Annotated in this window: 17 protein-coding genes; 11 read left to right on the forward strand and 6 right to left on the reverse strand. The window is 62.7% G+C overall.

Annotated features, from left to right (window positions below; translation table 11 throughout):
* Nucleotides 1-61 precede the first annotated feature (61 nt).
* From OVA24_RS09725 to OVA24_RS09735, 3 genes are all read right to left on the reverse strand, one after another.
* On the reverse strand, nucleotides 62-1,597 hold the full coding sequence (locus OVA24_RS09725; RefSeq protein ID WP_267675018.1) for a CbiX/SirB N-terminal domain-containing protein: 1,536 nt from the start codon (nucleotides 1,595-1,597) through the stop codon (nucleotides 62-64).
* 52 nt (nucleotides 1,598-1,649) lie between these two features.
* Nucleotides 1,650-1,808: a DUF1328 domain-containing protein gene (locus OVA24_RS09730; RefSeq protein ID WP_267675019.1), complete on the reverse strand. Its 159-nt coding sequence runs from the start codon at nucleotides 1,806-1,808 to the stop codon at nucleotides 1,650-1,652.
* Nucleotides 1,809-1,953: 145 nt separating this feature from the next.
* Nucleotides 1,954-2,241: a hypothetical protein gene (locus OVA24_RS09735; protein WP_267675020.1), complete on the reverse strand. Its 288-nt coding sequence runs from the start codon at nucleotides 2,239-2,241 to the stop codon at nucleotides 1,954-1,956.
* Nucleotides 2,242-2,404: 163 nt separating this feature from the next.
* On the opposite strand from OVA24_RS09735, the gene OVA24_RS09740 reads away from it, so the two are divergent.
* The gene (locus tag OVA24_RS09740) at nucleotides 2,405-4,519 is read left to right on the forward strand and encodes a RecQ family ATP-dependent DNA helicase (RefSeq protein WP_267675022.1); all 2,115 of its coding nucleotides are present in this window, start codon (nucleotides 2,405-2,407) and stop codon (nucleotides 4,517-4,519) included.
* Nucleotides 4,520-4,684: 165 nt separating this feature from the next.
* On the opposite strand, the gene OVA24_RS09745 is transcribed toward OVA24_RS09740, so the two are convergent.
* A complete protein-coding gene (locus tag OVA24_RS09745; protein WP_267675023.1) occupies nucleotides 4,685-5,335 on the reverse strand; it encodes a helix-turn-helix domain-containing protein in 651 nt (216 codons plus the stop codon).
* Nucleotides 5,336-5,425: 90 nt separating this feature from the next.
* Here OVA24_RS09745 and OVA24_RS09750 point away from each other — a divergent pair, with 90 nt between their 5' ends.
* From OVA24_RS09750 to ptsP, 3 genes are all read left to right on the forward strand, one after another.
* Complete coding sequence (locus tag OVA24_RS09750) at nucleotides 5,426-5,905, forward strand: low molecular weight protein arginine phosphatase (RefSeq protein ID WP_267675024.1); 480 nt, start codon at nucleotides 5,426-5,428, stop codon at nucleotides 5,903-5,905.
* Nucleotides 5,906-6,015: 110 nt separating this feature from the next.
* On the forward strand, nucleotides 6,016-6,282 hold the full coding sequence (locus tag OVA24_RS09755) for an HPr family phosphocarrier protein (RefSeq protein ID WP_267675025.1): 267 nt from the start codon (nucleotides 6,016-6,018) through the stop codon (nucleotides 6,280-6,282).
* Nucleotides 6,283-6,374: 92 nt separating this feature from the next.
* Complete coding sequence (gene ptsP / locus OVA24_RS09760; protein ID WP_267675026.1) at nucleotides 6,375-8,144, forward strand: phosphoenolpyruvate--protein phosphotransferase; 1,770 nt, start codon at nucleotides 6,375-6,377, stop codon at nucleotides 8,142-8,144.
* A 231-nt stretch (nucleotides 8,145-8,375) separates the two neighbouring features.
* On the opposite strand, the gene trpB is transcribed toward ptsP, so the two are convergent.
* The gene (trpB, locus tag OVA24_RS09765; protein ID WP_267675027.1) at nucleotides 8,376-9,578 is read right to left on the reverse strand and encodes a tryptophan synthase subunit beta; all 1,203 of its coding nucleotides are present in this window, start codon (nucleotides 9,576-9,578) and stop codon (nucleotides 8,376-8,378) included.
* Between the two features lie 98 nt (nucleotides 9,579-9,676).
* Here trpB and OVA24_RS09770 point away from each other — a divergent pair, with 98 nt between their 5' ends.
* The 5 genes from OVA24_RS09770 (at nucleotide 9,677) to rsmH (ending at nucleotide 13,937) form a co-directional block, all read left to right on the forward strand.
* Nucleotides 9,677-10,423 carry a DUF72 domain-containing protein gene (locus OVA24_RS09770; protein WP_267675028.1) on the forward strand — a complete coding sequence of 249 codons (747 nt, stop codon included), beginning with the start codon at nucleotides 9,677-9,679 and terminating at the stop codon, nucleotides 10,421-10,423.
* 193 nt (nucleotides 10,424-10,616) lie between these two features.
* On the forward strand, nucleotides 10,617-11,477 hold the full coding sequence (locus OVA24_RS09775; RefSeq protein WP_267675029.1) for a hypothetical protein: 861 nt from the start codon (nucleotides 10,617-10,619) through the stop codon (nucleotides 11,475-11,477).
* A 51-nt stretch (nucleotides 11,478-11,528) separates the two neighbouring features.
* On the forward strand, nucleotides 11,529-12,047 hold the full coding sequence (locus tag OVA24_RS09780) for a hypothetical protein (protein WP_267675030.1): 519 nt from the start codon (nucleotides 11,529-11,531) through the stop codon (nucleotides 12,045-12,047).
* A 523-nt stretch (nucleotides 12,048-12,570) separates the two neighbouring features.
* Nucleotides 12,571-12,921 (forward strand): nucleotide pyrophosphohydrolase, encoded by a 351-nt coding sequence (locus OVA24_RS09785; RefSeq protein WP_267675031.1) that lies wholly within the window; start codon nucleotides 12,571-12,573, stop codon nucleotides 12,919-12,921.
* Nucleotides 12,918-13,937 carry a 16S rRNA (cytosine(1402)-N(4))-methyltransferase RsmH gene (rsmH, locus tag OVA24_RS09790; RefSeq protein ID WP_267675032.1) on the forward strand — a complete coding sequence of 340 codons (1,020 nt, stop codon included), beginning with the start codon at nucleotides 12,918-12,920 and terminating at the stop codon, nucleotides 13,935-13,937. Before OVA24_RS09785 ends, rsmH begins: the two co-directional genes overlap by 4 nt.
* A 33-nt stretch (nucleotides 13,938-13,970) precedes the next feature.
* On the opposite strand, the gene OVA24_RS09795 is transcribed toward rsmH, so the two are convergent.
* Nucleotides 13,971-14,735 (reverse strand): PEP-CTERM sorting domain-containing protein, encoded by a 765-nt coding sequence (locus OVA24_RS09795; protein ID WP_267675033.1) that lies wholly within the window; start codon nucleotides 14,733-14,735, stop codon nucleotides 13,971-13,973.
* A gap of 152 nt (nucleotides 14,736-14,887) precedes the next feature.
* Here OVA24_RS09795 and OVA24_RS09800 point away from each other — a divergent pair, with 152 nt between their 5' ends.
* Nucleotides 14,888-15,580, forward strand: a complete 693-nt coding sequence (locus OVA24_RS09800; RefSeq protein ID WP_267675034.1) for an SGNH/GDSL hydrolase family protein — start codon at nucleotides 14,888-14,890, stop codon at nucleotides 15,578-15,580.
* Nucleotides 15,581-15,619: 39 nt separating this feature from the next.
* Complete coding sequence (locus tag OVA24_RS09805) at nucleotides 15,620-18,145, forward strand: hypothetical protein (RefSeq protein WP_267675035.1); 2,526 nt, start codon at nucleotides 15,620-15,622, stop codon at nucleotides 18,143-18,145.
* Nucleotides 18,146-18,175: the final 30 nt, after the last annotated feature.

The raw sequence follows: 18,175 nt of genomic DNA on the forward strand, positions 1-18,175 counted from the left end.
GAAAATCCATCCGGGTGGAAACCCGGCGGGAAATCGTAACGGTTCTGTTAGAGCGGGCGGATCAGGTCCCGCTGGCGGCGGCCGTCTTCGCATCATGCTCCGCCTTGGAGACCTTGCGGCATTCGGAGACGAAATGATTGCAGGCCTCCTGGCAAAGGAGTGGGAACACTTCCGCTGGTGGAAGGCCGCTGGAAATTCCGTTGAAGCGACTCGCCTCGCTGTCCTCCAGTGGCGTGGAATCATCTATCTTCCAGAGAATCCGCTTCGCGCATTGGTTGCGTGGTCCGCAGACATCGCGGACAAGCTGCTGGGCACCGGCAGAACTGATAAAGCGGGCGCTGCGATACATCCCTGTCTGACGGTTCAACTTGTCGCGCAGGTTCTGGACATGCAGTCGGCCGTCGCCTGCTGCCCTGTTGAGGCCGACCGCAGCAGGATAGAAGAGATCCAGCGCGAGGAGCAAATCTCCAATGGATCCGAGACTCATCACCCAGCCGCCCCGAAGGTTTGTCTGCCCCTTTGTGAAACGGTACGCGCCGTCCGGCGCATAGGTGGAAATATCACGGGCCGCTTCCGACCCTTGGAAGGCCTCCAAGCCGGAAAGATCGCCGTGCTTAACGGCATCGATATCCCGCTCATGGCAGAGAACGAAGCCGTCAACGGACCGGATGATCTCGATCTCACCAATTCGGTGCATGCCAGCCACAAGGGCCTCGTTAACAAACCGGTGCAGTGGAAGTGCCTCGCGTTCTGAAGCGGAGACAGAAGCATCCAATATGGTGGAGGACTTGTGGATGGTGTCGAAGTCGGCTATCTGGTCCAGGATGACGTCCGCGATCAGGCGTTCCGTGCCGATGGCGGAGGAATAGTAGAGGGTCTTCCCCCGGAGGTGGTGCGGGTTGTGGCGGAACACCTCCCGCTGGCTGGCGGCGGCCCCGACCTCGCTCTCGATCCCCAACAGCACGGGGATGTCCTGATAGGAGTGCAGGCCGTCGGAGATGAAGAAGGGCACGACCACCACATTCTCCGTGGGAGACATGGCGTCCCACTCCGCGATGAACGGCGGCTCCTCCATGAAGGCATCCGTCACGCGGTGGTAGCCCGCGCCGGAGGAAATGATCTGCTCCACCTGGTCGCGGATGGCCTTGGTGGAGTTCTGGTTCAGGCCCGTGCCGTGGCCGGTGATGATGAGGGTGGTCTCCGCAGGAGCGGCGTCCGGCGCGACTTCCCGGGCGCGGCGCAGGATCAGCCCGGTCATCGACGGGTGGACGCCCACCGGCAGGGTGTAGTGCAGTGTCTTTCCATCCACCCGGGTGGTCGGCCCGGTCAGGCCGAATTCACGCGGGATGATATCCTGTGTGAAGTAGCCCTCACTGATGAAGTCCGGGACGATGTAGATCTCCTCCGCATCGATCATGTGGAGGGCCTCCCGCATGGATGGCTCCTCTTTCCAGAAACAGCATTGCACCTCCGCGAAGAGGCCACGTTTGCGGATCTCGTCCGCATGTTCGAAATACGGGGTCGAGGAGTCCGGGTTCTCGGTGGAACCGTGGCCTACGATGAGGAGGGCGCTGTGGGGTTTCGGCGCGAAGGGCATGGTGTGAATATGCCCATCCCGCGCCGCGCGTCCAACATGGATCGTCGGAGGGTCAGCGCCTGCCCTTGGTCACCAGGGAGACGATCCAGACAACGAGGAACACTAGGAACAGCACCTTTGCGATGGTGGCGGCGGTACCCGCAAGGGAGCCGAAACCAAGGATGGCGGCAACGATGGCGACGACGAGAAAGACAAGGGTCCAGTGTAGCATGGTGTTATGGGGTTGGTTGGATTCCCCAGTCGCAGAACCCGGGCCATGCCGCTTTTCCTTGCAGTTGCGTTGGTGCGGATTCCTGAAGGGTAGCTCCTTGCAATCTAATCGTGCAAAAAACCGGATCACTGGGGCAAACCCGGCATCACGCCCTCCTGCTCCACGTCTCCCGCAGGTGGGGTGGGCGGAGGATCAGGTAGCCGGCCTCCAGCCAAGCGGTGACAGGGGACTTCGGCGCGCCTTTCCGGCCATAGGTGAAGCCATCCTCCGTGAGCTGGTAGCGGTAGCGGATGCGCCGCGTGGACGGCGGAAACTCATAGATGAAAGTGTCCGGCGGCTGGAAGTGGTAGATCTCACCGCCCGGCTCCAGGTGGTCGATCTCGCTGCCTTCGACGATCCAAGTGCCTCGCAGGTCTTCGTGGGTGAGCTTCATGAAATGCTGATGGAGAGGCCCTTCAGCGGATCGCGTGCCGTTGTCGGCGGATTTGAAGGAAGTGCCGCAACTTTGGGGATGATTGCGGTCCCAGGCGAACAAAATTCCCCTCCCCGGGGTTGACCCCTGTGCGGGAAGTATTGTTCATTTGCGCAGATTCAAGATGCCTTCGCCCCCAGCCGGAACCAAGCCGCTCGTGATGACGCCACACCAGGCGTTGCAACAGTATTTTGGCTTTTCCGGATTCTTGGAAGGGCAGGAGGAGGTGGTGTCGCGCATCGTTTCCGGCGGGGATGGTCTGGTGGTCATGCCCACTGGTGGGGGGAAATCCCTCTGCTACCAGCTTCCCGCGCTGTGTTTCCATGGGGTCACGCTCGTCGTTTCCCCGCTCATCGCGCTGATGAAGGACCAGGTTGACGCTCTGGTGGCGCGTGGCATTGCGGCGACGATGATCAACTCCACCCTCAACTGGGAGGAACAGAAGGAGCGGCTGGATGGCATGCGGACCGGGAAGTACAAGCTGGTCTATGTGGCACCGGAAAGGTTCCGCGCGGAGAGCTTCCTCAACGCGCTGCGCGGGGTGGAGGTGTCGCTTTTCGCCGTGGATGAGGCGCACTGCCTCAGCCAGTGGGGCCATGACTTCCGCCCGGACTACCTGCGGTTGGGGAAGGCGTTGGAAAAGATCGGCAGGCCGCAATGCGTGGCCCTCACCGCCACCGCCACGCCGGTGGTGCGGGAGGACATCCGCGAGGTGCTGCAGCTCCGCGACGCGTTCGAGCAGGTCAGCGGCTTTTCCCGTCCGAACCTTTCCCTGAACATCACCGCCGTGGACAAGGCGGCGAACAAGGACGAGCGCATGCGCAACGTCATCGCCGCGCACAAGACAGGAATCGTCTACTGCGCCACGCGCAAGAAGGTGGACAGCGTTTCCGAGACGCTGGCGAGCTGGGGCGTGAAATGCATCGCCTACCACGGCGGCATGAGCGACCAGGAGCGGGAGCGGGCGCAGGACCTTTTCATCACGCGGAAGGCGGACGTGGCGGTGGCGACGAATGCCTTTGGCATGGGCATCGACCGTGCGGACGTCCGTTTCGTCGTCCATTATGAGATCCCCGGCAGCGTGGAGGCCTACTACCAGGAGGCCGGGCGCGCCGGACGGGACGGGGAAAGCGCCTACTGCGAGATGCTGTTCAACTACGCGGACACCCGGACGCAGGAGTTTTTCATTGAGGGGGCGAACCCCACCGTCGCGGTCATCCGCTCCATCTACCAGTATCTCCTCAACGAGGGGGATCGTGAGTATGAGGTGCACCGTACCCTGGATGAGATCGCGGAGGGCGCGGAGGTGAAGAACCCGATGTCCGTGGGCAGCGCGCTGTCCACGTTGGCCCGCGCAGGCTACATCGAGCGGTTCGACATCCCGGGCAAGCGCGTGCGCGGCACCCGCCTGCTGAAGCCGCACACCCTCACCCGCCAGCTTGAGCTGGATGAGAACTCCATCGAGGAGAAGGACCGCCGCGACCGGGAGAAGCTGAAGGCGATGGTGGAGATGAGCTACTCACGCATCTGCCGCCAGCAGTGGATACTGACCTATTTCGGCGAGGACGACGGCAGCACCTGCGGCACCTGTGACATCTGCCGGGAAGGCGGCGCGGGCACCGCACGGCCACCCACGGAGGAGGAGGCGCTCATTGTCCGGAAGGCGCTCAGCGGCGTCGCCCGCATGTCACGCCGCATCCCGGGCGGCTGGGAGGCGAAGTTCGGGCGCGGCCGCATCGTCCAGATGCTGGCGGGCAGCAAGTCCCAGGAAATCCTTTCCGCGAAGCTGGATGAACTCAGCACCTACGGCGCGCTGAAGGACAAGGGGGCCGGATACATCAACGCGCTCACCCGCTCTCTTTCGGACGCCGGTCTGGTCGTCACCGTCACCGGGGAGTATCCGCTGATGACGCTGACCCCTGCAGGGGAAAAGGTCATGCGCGGGGAGCGATCCTACACCCTCTGCTGGCCGGACCCGGATGCGGGCGGAAAGCAGATCAATCTGGCGGATCAGGGCTTTGACGGCGGGCTTTACTCCATGCTGCGCGACCTACGCGCGCGTATCGCGAAGAACGAGGACGTGCCGCCCTACGTCGTCTTCAGCAACAAGGCGCTGGAGGGACTGGCCCGCTACCGTCCGGCGGATGCGGAGCAAGCCATGGAGGTCCCCGGCATCGGAGCCGGAAAGGCACAGCGCTACCTGAAGCCGTTCCTGAAGATCATCGCCGGTTGGAAATGAGTAAGGAGGATGGACACTCTTGTCCATCGGCTGCAATGGCAGGCAAAGGAGGAGAAGTTTTCAGTTTCCAGTTTTCAGGGAAGAGAAGAAGGCTGACCGCGAGCCGAGAAGATCCCTTTGCCATGGGTTCCGGTTGCAGCCGGTGGACAAGAGTGTCCATCCTCCTTACTCCCGGATGATCAGCGCGCGCGGCGGGTTTGCGCGTGGTTCCTCCTGTGGAACCCCGGCGGCGGCCTGGGAAACATCCTGCCGGCTGGGCGCGGAAGTGGGGATCTGCGGGGACGGTTCCGTCTCCTTCACCGGAGCGGTGGCGGCTTCCGATGGGGCGGCAATGCGGGTTTTTGCCTGCTGCTGCGGTTCCTCATGGCCGAATTTGGCATCCAGAAATTGGTAGCCCTTCACCACGCCGATGACGAGGCCGGCGCTCAGGAGCATCAGCCACACGGCTGACCACTGGTTGCGCGCGGGTTCCGGTTCCCGTTCCTTCTGGCGTGGATCCCGCACCGGGCGTTTCGCTGCGGACGGCTGTGGTTCACCGCCGGAAAACATGGGCTGCCAGGCCTCCCCGCTCACATAGGAGGCGGGCTCCAGTGCGTTCAGCCACGGTTCGGCGTCCACCTTGAGGTATTCGCTGTATTGGCGGAGGAAGCTTTTGGCATAGGTGGGGCTGGTGAAGACCGAAAAATCGTCCGCTTCCAGCGCCTCCACCACGCTGCGGGGGATCCGCGTGCGGAACACCACGTCATCCACCGCCAGGTCCGCGGCCTCGCGGGCCCCGCGCAGACGTTTGCCGATCTGGTCCCAAACTTCTTCCACCTATTGGCATCATACATATCCTCCGTCGCGGCGCAAGCCTCCGGCATTGCCATTTGACGGCGTGGCGGTCAGGAGGCATCCTCCGCCGCGATGTCCGCTCCGAAACACGTGCTCTTCGTCTGCACCGGCAATACCTGCCGCAGCCCCATGGCGGAGGGTCTGTTCCGGAAGGTGGTCGGTGGCCGTGGCGACTACGCCGTCAGCTCCGCCGGGGTATCCGCATCGAAAGGCACACCCGCCAGCCCGGAAACGGTCATGATCCTGAAAAAACGCGGTGCCGCGCTGGACAAGTTCGGCAGCCGCCTCGTGTCAAAGGCCATTCTGGAGGAAGCCACCCATGTTTTCGCCATGACACGCAGCCACCTGCAGACGCTGGAGGCGCGATTCCCGGAGTTTTCGGACAAGTTCCACCTCGTCCGCGAGTTCGCCGGTATTCCGGAAAAGGGCGGCCACATCGACGTGCCGGATCCCATCGGCATGGGACATGCCGCCTATATCGAGACCGCGCGGGTGCTGGAGGAAGCCATACCCACGATCATCGCCTACATCGACAGCACTCACAAAGTGTGACCCTTTCCCGGCTCCGGCGCACTCCGCCGGGGCGGATTCCGGGCGGGTAACTTTTGCCTTGGATGCCCCGCATCCGCTTCCTAGAGTGCCCCGGCGACAGCTACCATTCCATGGCCAAAAAAGACTTCACGATCCTCAACAAGCTCGGCATCCACGCACGGCCCGCAGCCCAGTTCGTCAAAACCGCGAACCGCTTCCAATCCGATATCTTTGTGGAAAAAGACGGCGAGGAAGTCGATGGCAAGAGCATCATGGGCCTGATGATGCTGGCCGCCGGACACGGCTCCGTCATTTCCGTCAATGCCGAAGGCTCCGACGCGGATGCCGCGCTCGCCGCCATCGGGGATCTGATCGAGCGCAAGTTCGAGGAAGATTGATCACCCTCAGGGGGATGGGAGGCGGGTTTGCCTCCCTGAATTTGATCCTTGCCCGGGAGGCGGTGGGACGACCACGCTGGGGTAGTTAAGAAATGGTGGCGCGCGAACCGGAGCGGGAAATCATCTACGAGGGTATTCCAGCCTCGCCGGGCATCGCCATATCCCCGGTTCATGTCATCGCAAGGGGGTTCTCCGCACCGGAGGTCTATGAGATCGACGAGGAGGACGTGGAGGGCGAGCAACAGCGCTTCCGCGACGCGGTCGAACTGACGAAGCAACAGCTCGTCGAACTGCAGAACCGCCTGGAGAGCCTGGCGGGGGATGCTGAGCAGGCCATTTTCGAGGCCCACGTGATGCTGCTCGAGGACAGGGCGGTCACGGAAAAGGTCATCGAGGCCATCAGCAAGCGGCAGCAGAACGCGGAGTACGCCTTCTACGCCGTGATGCAGAATTTCCTCGAGGCCATGCGGCGCATTTCCGATCCGTATCTGCGCGAGCGCACGGCGGACATCGAGGATGTCTCCCAGCGGGTCCTGCGGAACTTCCGCCCGGACGAGGAGATCCGTCCGGCCATGCCGGATGACCGCCACATCCTGGTGGCCTATGACCTTTCCCCATCGGACACGGCGTCCATGGATCGCAAGCACGTGCTCGGCTTCGCGACGGAGCAGGGGAGCGTGAACGCGCATACCGCCATCCTCGCCCGCGCGCTGGGCATCCCCGCCGTCGTTGGACTGGACGGTGCGGTCATCGATATCCAGGCGCTGGCCCCGGCGATCCTCGACGGTTATACCGGAAAGTTGATCCTCCACCCCAGCGAGGAGACACGCCGTCACTACGATGAACTCCAGGCGAGCAAGGAACGCGTGCGCACCGCTCTGGAGAAGATGCGCGGAAAGGCCACCGAGACGACGGATGGGCGCGCGCTCACCGTCTCGGCGAACATCGAGCTGGTGAGCGAACTTTCCCTCGTGAAAAGCAGCGGTGCGAAAGGCGTCGGCCTCTACCGTACCGAATTCCTCCTCCTCAACAGCGGCGGGAAGGAGATGCCGGACGAGCTTCAGCAGGAAGAAGTCTATGCCCGTGTGGCCAAGGCCATGGCCCCGCACCCGGTCATCATCCGCACGTTGGACGCCGGCGGTGACAAGCTGCCTGTCGAGCCGACCGATCCGGAGCCCAACCCGTTCCTGGGCTGGCGGGGCATCCGTGTTTCCCTTTCCCGTCCGGCCATGTTCCGTGACCAGCTCCGTGCCATCCTCCGTGCCAGCGCGAAGGGAAAGGTGGCGGTCATGTTCCCGCTCATCTCCGGCCTGTCGGAGGTCCGTCTGGGGCGGGAGATGCTCAACCGCTGCATGGATGAACTCGACAAGGAAGGGGTTCCCTTTGATCCGAAGCTGCCCATGGGTGTCATGATCGAGGTGCCGTCCGCCGCCGTCTGCGCGGACATTCTCGCCCCGGAGGTGGATTTCTTCTCCATCGGCACCAACGACCTCATCCAGTACACGGTCGCCGTGGACCGGGTGAACCCCCACGTCGCGGATCTCTACCGGCCCACCCACCCCGCGGTCATCCGCCTCATCAAGCGCACCATCGACGCCGGCCTGGACAACGGCATCTGGACCGGCATCTGCGGTGAGATCGCCGGTGACATCCGCCTCACCCCGCTGCTCATCGGCCTGCGGGTGGAGGAACTTTCCGTCGGCCCGCTGCAGGTTTCACGCGTCGGGCAGGCGATCCGTTCGCTCAGCCACGCAGACTGCGCCGCCATGGCTGCGGACGCCCTCAAACTCTCCAACAGCCAGGCCATCATGGACCTTTCCCTCGGTCTTGCCCGGAAGCACTACGGCGACCTGCTGGATTGAAGTAAGGAGGGAGGACACTCTTGTCCTCCGGCTGCAATGGCGAATCATTTAAGATTCACCGCAAAGACGCAAAGGGCGCGAAGTGAAGAGATGAAACTCTTCAAAATCCGCCGGATCCGCCGGATTCGTAAGATTTGCGGTCAGCCTTCTTTCTTCCCTGAACACTGAAAACTTCTCCTCTTTTTATCGCCAATGCCGCCGGAGGACAGGAGTGTCCTCCCTCCTTACTCCTCACACTCCGCCGAGCAAATGCCTTGCCGCCTGCTCGACGTCCTTGTCACCACGGCCTGACAGGTTCGCGATGATGATGGAGTCCTTCGGCAGGCTGCCGGCAATCTTCGAGACGTAGGCCATGGCGTGGGAGGACTCCAGCGCGGGGATGATGCCCTCGCAGTGGGCCAGTTCCTTGAAGGCGGCCAGCGCCTCATCGTCCGTGGCGTAGGTGTATTCCACCCGGCCCATGTTCTGGAGGTAGGCGTGTTCCGGTCCCACGGCGGCGTAGTCCAGACCGGCGGAGATGGAGTGGGTGAGCTGGATCTGGCCGTCGTCATCCGCCAGCAGCCAGGTTTTCGTGCCCTGCAGCACGCCCAGCTTGCCGCCCTGGAAACGCGCCGCGTGGCGCTCCGGGATGATCCCGTCGCCCCCGGCCTCCACGCCCACCATGCGGACGTTCTCATCACCCAGGAATGGGTGGAACAGGCCGATGGCGTTCGAGCCGCCGCCCACACAGGCGACCAGCAGGTCCGGCAGGCGGCCTTCCTTTTTCAGGATCTGCTCCCGGGCCTCCACGCCGATCACGCGGTGGAAATCCCGCACGATCATCGGGAAAGGATGCGATCCCAGCGCGGAGCCGAGGATGTAGTGGGTGTGGTCCACGGTTGCCACCCAGTCGCGCATCGCCTCGTTGACCGCTTCCTTCAGGGTGGCCTGGCCGGCGGTCACCGCGCGGACCTCCGCCCCCATCAGGCGCATGCGGGCCACGTTGAGCGCCTGGCGCTCCATATCGACCGCGCCCATGTAGACCACACACTCCATGCCGAAGCGCGCGCAGACGGTGGCGGTCGCCACGCCGTGCTGGCCCGCGCCGGTTTCCGCGATGATGCGCTTCTTGCCCAGCCGCTTCGCCAGCAGGATCTGGCCGATGGCGTTGTTGATCTTGTGCGCGCCGGTGTGCAGCAGGTCCTCCCGCTTCAGGTAAATCTTGGCCCCGCCCAGCTTCTCCGTCCACCGCTCCGCGAAATACAGCGGGGTCGGACGGCCCACGTAGTCCGTGAGCAGGGCGTTCAATTCGTCGTGGAAGGCGGGATCATTCTTCGCGGCCTCATAGGCCACGGACAGATCCTGCAGCGGGGTCATCAGCGTTTCCGGGACGAACATGCCACCGAACTGGCCGAAGTGGCCGGTGGTGTCTGGGGTGATGGTAGCGGCTGCCATGTCCGCGCAGCATCCCGTGGGACAGCACCGGATTCAAGGGCGAATGCGGGATGAATGGCCTCCATTCCCGCAACCGGATTTGATGCTATACTCCCGACATGCGCTTCTGGATCGGCACTTCCGGTTTCCAATACCCCGAATGGAAGGGGGGCTTCTACCCGGCCGACCTGCCGGTGGCAAAGATGCTCGGCTACTACTCGGAGCGGTTTTCCACCACGGAGGTCAACTACACCTTCCGCCAGATCCCGAAGGAAACGACGGTGGCGAAATGGGTGGCGGGCACGCCGGAGGAGTTCCGCTTCACGTTCAAAGCCCCGCAGAAGGTCACGCACTTCGCCAAGCTGCGGAACTGCGGCGACACCATGCGCCATTTTCACCACATCATGACCGGGCTGGGGGAGAAACGCGGCGCGGTGCTGCTGCAACTGCCGCCGAACGTGGAGAAGGACACGGAGGTGTTGGCGGATTTCCTGGTGGAGCTGCCGCAGGAAATGAGGGCGGCCTTCGAGTTCCGCCATGAATCGTGGTTCGACGGGGAGGTGTATGCGCTGCTGGAAAAGCACAACGCCGCGCTCTGTCTGGCGGAAAGCGCCGAGCTGGCGACACCGCGCAAAGTCACCGCAGACTTCGGCTACCTGCGGCTGAGGCGGGAGGATTACACGGATGCGGACTTGGGGGATTGGGCGGCCTTCGTGAAGAAGCAGAAGAAGCACTGGGGCGAAGTCTATGTCTACTTCAAGCACGAGGAAAAGGGCGTCGGCCCCGTCTTCGCGGAGAAGTTCAAGGGGATGGTACAGGAAGTCCTGCAGATGTCTTCGAAGGATATGCGGCGCAGCCGCCCCTGAAAAATTGGTAGGGCTGGCCCGGCCCGGGCCGCCGAAGCTGTACGCCGGAAGGCCTGCGGGATATCATTTGTTCATCGAACGTCATCAGCCAAGCCACAGTCCGCGCGCCGGGGCTGCAATGCGCAGACTCTGACCATTATCGGAATGACGGAAGTGATTGCCGTTTGGATCCGATTCACCTATCCGATCAAGCATGAAACTTATCGCCGTGAAACATATGGTGCTGGCCGTCGGGTTGCTCCTGGCAGTGGTGCAGAACTCCCAGGCTTTCGCTCCTTTCTACAGTTGGAAGGACAAGTGCGCCGGGGCCGACGTGATCGTCCGTGGCGTGGTGGTGGATGTCGTCCAGCTTGTCGGAAAGGTCAAAGACTCCCGTGGGTCTGAATTGGAAACCATCACCGACGGAGGGTACACGGGGCCATCTGCGGTTGCGATTTTCCGCGTCACCGCAGTGGTGAAGGAAGGAGATTATCTGACGGAAAGTGTTATCTTCATCCCTTGCGGCTACAACCATGACGAAAATCCGGCGGAGCTGACCAAGACCAAGGAATACTTCCTTTTCCTGCGCTCGATGGGATCGAACTATTTTGATCCGTTGAACAACGTCGCCATGCACAGAGTGCAGAAGGGCAGGGTTGATCTGGAGGGAGGTGACGGAGACAACGCGTTTGGAAGCGAGGCGGGAAAGGATAAAACAACGGATGACGAGGACTTCGTGAAGCGGATCCGCGAGGCGCTGCGGGAGGTCGGGCAATATCTCCCCGAAGGATTCACGGCCAAAAACTACACCGTGACCGATAACTACGTTCAGTTGCTCTATGAGAAGGCCTTCGAGAAAACCGGAGACAAGCAGTTCTCGCCGCCAGCCGGAGATAACGTGACGTGGGATCCCACGCCGGGCATTGCCCTGAAGGCACTGGGGCTGGAGCTCCGCAAAGGATATTCGATGGCACTCACCCCGGGAGGGTTCGTTTACAGTGCCGATGCTGCGGGGCATGAGGAATTCCTGAAACTGAACCGCACCATCGGTATTGAGATTGATGAGGGACGTTGAAGATGGATGCCTTGCCGCCGCGGTCCGCCTCATCCTACCCTCCCGCCGCCCATGCGAATCGAATACGAAGCCACCCTCGATGACGTCAGCGAGCCGATGATCCGGCACTACCTGCGGGGGAGGAACTATGCCCGGCAACGGTTCCGCGAGCCGATGTGGGGCGGCGTGGGTGCGATGATCGGCTACTATTTCATCTCCGTCCTTTCGAAGCAATCGGCGGACCTGTGGTGGGTGTATCCGCTCGTCTTCATCGTGGGGTACGCGGTGGTTTTCATCCCCATCCGGCACACCGTTTCAAGGAGGATCCGCAACTATGTGAAACGCGAGACCGGGCCAAAGTTGCCGATTCCGACCAGCTTCGAGGTCACCGATCGGCAGCTCCATTGCGAAAGCATGAAGGCGGATATGTCATTCAGCCTCGAGGACCTATCCGATGCCACGGAGGATGCGGACCGGCTGGAGTTCGTCTTCGGAGATGCGGGCGTCTGCACCATCCCGCTGCGGGTTTTCCGTGACCGGGAGGAAAAGGAGGAGTTCGTGAGGCGGGTGAAGAGGGAAGGGCTGCGGTGAGGGGAAGATCAAGCTCGATTGGCACCGGTTGTCGTGAAGATGCGGCAGCCCGGCGCGATAGCGAACGAGCAGTAAGGAGGGAGGACACTCCTGTCCTCCGGCTGCAACGGAACCCCTAGCAAAGGCATCCAACGGACGAGTTCATCCGCCCTCCAACCACGAATCACATGAATATTGAAGATATCCATATTCCTCCCTTTGCGTTTTCTTCGCGACCTTAGCGTCCTTGCGGTAGATCCATCCTGGCTCGCCAATGCCGCCGGTGGACAAGAGTGTCCACCCTCCTTACTCGGCTGCAACGGAACCCCTAGCAAAGGCATCCAACGGACGAGTTCATCCGCCCTCCAACCACGAATCACATGAATATTGAAGATATCCATATTCCTCCCTTTGCGTTTTCTTCGCGACCCTAGCGTCCTTGCGGTAGATCCATCCTGGCTCGCCAATGCCGCCGGTGGACAAGAGTGTCCAGCCTCCTTACTCCGGCATTGCCGCTGGTCTCCGGAAATCGTTTCCTCCCGGCATGAGTGATTCGATTGCCGCGCTGACCGGGCGCATCCAGAGCTTCGTGGATGCGCGGGAGTGGCGGAAGTACCACAATGCGAAGGATCTCTCCGTGGCCATTGCCGCGGAGGCGGGGGAACTGATGCAGCACTTCGTCTGGCAGCAGGATGACCAGATCGCGGCGCGGGTGGAGGCGCGGCGGGAGGAGATCGCCTCGGAGATCGCGGATGTCGGCATCCTTCTGTTCGAGCTGGCGGACAACCTAGGACTGAAGCTGGGCGAGGTGATGGAGGCGAAGATCGCCAACAATGAGCTGCGCTACCCGGTGGAGAAAGCGCGCGGGAACAACCTGAAATACTCCGAACTTTGAGCGAGGAATCGTCACCACGTCCACCACGGCGGAAGCGCTACAGTGGAAAGAATCCGCGGCGTTTCGAGGACAAGTACAAGGAACACGATCCGGAAAAGTATGCGGAAACCGTGGCGAAGGTGATCGCCTCCGGGAAGACCCCGGCGGGCGCGCACGTGCCCATCATGGTGGAGGAGTGCCTTTCCGCGCTGGCGCTGGAGCCGGGCATGCGCGGTGTGGACGGCACGCTGGGCTACGGTGGGCACGCCTCGCGGATCCTGGAAATGATCTCGCCCGGCGGGTATCTCACCGGACTGGACCTCGATCCCATCGAGATGCCGAAGACGGAGGCCAGGCTGCGGCAGAAAGGTTACGGGGAGGAAATGTTCCGCGCGGTGAAGTCGAACTACGCGGGCATCGCGAAGGTGCTGGCGGGGGAACAGGTGGATTTCGTGTTCGCGGACTTCGGATGTTCCTCCATGCAGTTCGATGATCCGTCGCGCGGCTTTAGCTTCAAGACGGCGGGACCGCTGGACATGCGCATGAATCCACAGCGGGGCGTCTCCGCCGCGGACTGGCTGGCGAAGGTCAGCGCGGAGAAATTTGAGAAAGCCCTGTGGGACAACTCCGACGAGCCGCGTGCGGAATCCCTTTCCCAAGCGCTGGCCGGGAAGCATTTCAAGACGACCACCGAACTCGCGGAGGCCATCCGTGGGGCCGTGCGGGCGGATGAGGAGGAACTGGACAAGACGGTCCGCAGGGTCTTCCAAGCCATCCGCATCGCCGTGAACGAGGAGTTCACTGCCATCGACGCCTTTCTGCGTGCGGTGCCCGGTTGCCTGAAAGCCGGTGCCCGCGTCGCGGTGCTGACCTTCCACTCCGGGGAGGACCGGCGGGTGAAGCTCGCCTTTAAGGCCGGCCTGCGGGATAGTATCTACGCGGAGATCAGCGACGGCCCCATTGTCCCCGGTCCGGAGGAACGGCGGATGAACCCGCGCAGCTCCCCGGCGAAACTGCGCTGGGCGGTGAAGGCGTGAACATGGACCAATCCGATGTGGGCGGAAACGGGCTCAACCTTTCCGTGAGCGGCGCAGCAGCGTGGCCGCTGCCCCGGCCAGCAGCAGGACGGAGGACGGCTCCGGGACGACGGAACCGTTGACGTTTATGTCGTCGATGAAGATGCGCTTGTCCGCCGCACCGGAGTTATTGTCGCCGAAGCGTAGTTCGAAGGTGACCGCTCCGGAGACCGGGGATGAGAATGCCGGGATGGAGGAGAGATCCTTGGTCAAGTCGTTCTGAACTGCGTGACTGGTGTTGCTGCTGATGCTGAGGAGCGAGGTGCTTCCCACCTGGGTCAGCGCGCCCCCGCCGATGGAGTAGTAGAGGTCGAACCGGAAGTCGGTGCCGTTGATGGCGACGTTGTTGGTCAGGTCCGAACCGAAATCCAGTGTGAGGGTGGTGTAGGTGATCGGGGCACCAGTGGGGGTGACCGTAAAGGTGAAGGTGCTCAGCGTGGGGGTATCCAGCGGGCCGGTGGAATCGTTCGCGGTGACGCCCGCATTCAGCGAGTATCCTTTCCCGTCGAAGATATAGGCGGGTGAGGACGTGTCATTGGGATTGGCGAACGCGCTCATCACCCCGCCGGTGGTGCCATTTCCCATGTTGGATGCGGTCATCATGCTGGCGTTCACTCCGGTTGCCACCCCTTCCGGGGAAAAGGGGCCGGTGGATCCGTTCGTCGCTCCGGTGAAGGAGTACACCACCAGCGCACCGTGGGAAATGACCGGCAGGAACGCAGCCGAAGCAACGAGCAGAAGGGATGTGCGGGAAATCATGATGTGGAAACGTGGCGGGGGACCATCCACATGAGAGCTCAATGGGACCCGGCGGTCAATGATTCATGCACTCCCGGGGGTGGCGGGCTGCGGCGGAAGGCCCCACTTTCAGGGGACTTGTGGAACCCCCGCGCATCTTGCTAGAAGCGGCGATGCTCGGAAAATGGATCGGTGTGATGGTGGCGGTGATGCTCGGCAACTTGGGTGCCGCGGAGAAGCCGGATGTTTTCAAAAACCTCGCCGCAGGGAAGAAGGAGACGGTGGTGGTCTATGGTACCAGCCTGAGCCATGGCGGCGAGTGGGCGAAAGAGATGAAGAAGTGGTTCGACGCGATATATCCCGGTCAGGTCAATTTCGTGAACAATTCCGGTCCGGGCCAACACTCAGGCTGGGGCCTGCAGCATGTGGAGGAAAAGGTGGTGAAGCTCCAGCCGGGCCTGGTGCTGGTGGAGTTCGCCTTCAATGACGCGCGGGACAAGTATGATGTCTCCGTGCGGCAGGCGGCGGGGAACCTGGAGAAGATCATCGCGGCCATCAGCAAGGGCAGCCCGCGGACGGAGATCGTCCTCCAGGTCATGAATGTCGGGTGGGACGTTCCGGACGGCAACCAGAGCGATTCGTGGAGGCCGAAGCTCCAGGATTACAACGATAGCTACCGCAAGATGGCGAAGTCCCGGGGATTCGATCTCATCGATCATTACGCCGCGTGGGAGAAACTGAAAAAAGACGACTTCGAGACCTACAAGAAATACATCCCGGACGGCACCCACCCGGACGCGGCGGGCAGCCTGGCCGTGACGTGGCCGGGGGTGAAGGCATGGCTGGAGAAACGCTCCGGAAAGTGAGCCGGGGTCATTCCTGCGGAAATCGTTCATTTTGATCCGATGAAAAAATCTACTCCCGTGAACCTGCGCTGCGGACCTATGCTGGCACTCTTCCTCTCGCTGGTACCGCTGCAGGCGCAGCCGGTGGATGTCAGCCGCTGGGCGCTGGCGGACTATCCGCCGGAGTTTTTCGCGGGCAGGCAGGCGTCCGGACAGGATGCGCTGGAGTTCTGGATGCAGAGCCTGCATTTCCGCGAGAACATCGGTCGGGAGAAGTTCCGGCGGACCACCTTCGAGAACCTCGCCGGTGGTGATCCGGCGCTGGTCGCGGCGGCGAACGCGGAGATCGCCGCCGGTTGCCGGAAGGCGCTGGCGGACATCCCCGCCTTCCGGGAGAAAGGGGCGCGGACCATGCACCAGTGGATCATCTTCGCCCTGCGCGCGCCGGACGCGCTGACGGATGAGACGCGGGACCTGCTGCTGCGGACCCTGCGGGAGGCGGACCTGACGCACCCGGACAACGACTACGACAACTGGCTGGAGGTGGCGGGTGGCAACGGATCGAACGTCCACGGCCACCTCACTCCGCTCATTCTCGGTGGGGCGTTGCTCGGGGATGCAAAGGCGGAGAAGATGGCCTACTGGGGCTTCCGCCGGGAGCTGGACCACCAGAACACCACTGGCGACGTGGGGGAGTACAACCTGCTGGAGAACCATTTCAACGGCATCACCGACTGGGAGATGATCAAGGAGCATACGCCGGATCCGCATCTGCGGCGGATGGCGCACATGATCGCGGAGCGGTGCTGGATCAACCGCATGCTCACCTGGTCCGCCGCCACCGGCAGGAACACCGGGCCGGGCAGCAGCATGGCACCCAGCCAGTGGTTCGGGTCGGACAGCGAGCGCTTCCTCTTCGCCACCGCCTCCCGGCGGCCGGTGTGGCTGAACCTTTTCCAGAAGTGGGACGGGGAGGATCCGAAGTCCTTCCGCTCCTCCTGGCCGCTCAACCAGGCGCAGGCCCGCCTGCCGGATCTGCCCGACTACCTGGACCCGTTGGCGTGGGAAAAGCGGATGCCTCATGAACTACAGGCCGCGCTGACCCACATCCCGCATGACCGCCATCCCGTGCTGGAGGGGGAAAAGGATGCCGACCCGCTGGCCCCGAAAAAGTATGTGAACTATCAGACGGCGGACTACACGCTGGGGTCCTCCACCGCGTCCGGGGTCATCGCGCCGTGCTACGTCGGGGCGGTCGCATTCTGGAACAACAGCCGGAATCCGGACGCGCCCATCGGCAGCCCGAAGCGGTTCTGCGCGCTCTACCCGCACTACGTTTTCAACGGAATGAGCTTCCTGGATGAGGGAGACCTGTATTTCCAGAAGAAGCCGGACGAACCCCTGTCCGATCACCGCGGCGGTCCGTCCGGGCCATGGCTGCGGGAGTTCATCGAGTTCGGCAGGCTGGGCACCCTCCAGCACCGGAACACGCTCATCGCCTCCTACACCAGCGACACCGCGACGAACCGCGACCGGCTGGTAAAGTCGAAGATCAACCGCGCGTCCGCAGGCATGTTCCTCATGCGCTGGACGGACGGGGTGGAGGGACTGTCCATCAACCGGGAGCCGGTGAAGTCCCTGCCCGCGGAGCTGTCGCCGGGGGACTGGTGGTTCATCGAGGACGGTGACGTTTATGCCGCCGTCAGGCCGCTGGGCGCCACCCACCTGCGCGGGAAATGCCGGACAGTGCTGGAAAAGCGCACGCGCCACATCGTCCTCTACCAGGACAACCTTGCGGGCGCGGATGCGGAGGGCATCCCGGACCGGGAGTGGGTGGAGGCGCGGTCCGGCTTCGTGGTCGAGATGGGGAACAAGGCGGAGTACGGATCGTTCGGTGCCTTCCGCGACCTCATCCTGGCGGGGAAGGTGACGAAGGACTCCTCGGAGGGGCTGGAAAGGGAGATCGCCTGGGAACGGCAGGGGAGGAAGCTGGAGATGAAGTGGAACTGCTACACGGAGGTCTTTTCCCGCAGATTGATCGACGGCAAGGAAGATCCATGGCCGGATTTCCTCACCGCACCGGAGTTTTCCGTCGGGAAAGGGACTATGTCCGTGAAGGATGCCAGCCTGGAACTGCCGGAGGGAAAGACGGGCTGGCTGCTGTCCGCAGTTCCCATGAAGACCTGGGTGGCCTACCAGCCGGAGGCGGAGGAAAGCATGCGGCTGGGTTTCCGGACACCCGTGGCGGAGTTCACGGCGGATTCCTTTCCGTTCGGAAAGATCATCGTGAAAGAGGACGGCGGAAAGCTCGTCTGCCACATCGACGCCAGCTACCGGCCCTTTTTCAACCACCCGCCCAGGGGGAGCATCTACCAGGCGCGCGGCACCCTTCCATCAGAAATTGTCATCCGGACAAAGGCGGCGGTGGTGGAGGCGGCCATCAACGGACGGCCCTGCCCGGTGGTCCGGGACGGGGATGGGGTGTTCCGGCTGAATCCCTACCACGATCCCGACGCCATGCGGATCGACGCCGGTTTCCGCGGCATCAGCAAGAAGCAGAAGCCGGCGGATGCGGTGGAGGAATAGCGTCTCCGCCAGCAAATCCAACATTGCGGA

Origin of the sequence: Luteolibacter sp. SL250, from assembly GCF_026625605.1 — a bacterium.
In the GTDB taxonomy this organism is placed as follows: Bacteria; Verrucomicrobiota; Verrucomicrobiia; order Verrucomicrobiales; family Akkermansiaceae; genus Luteolibacter.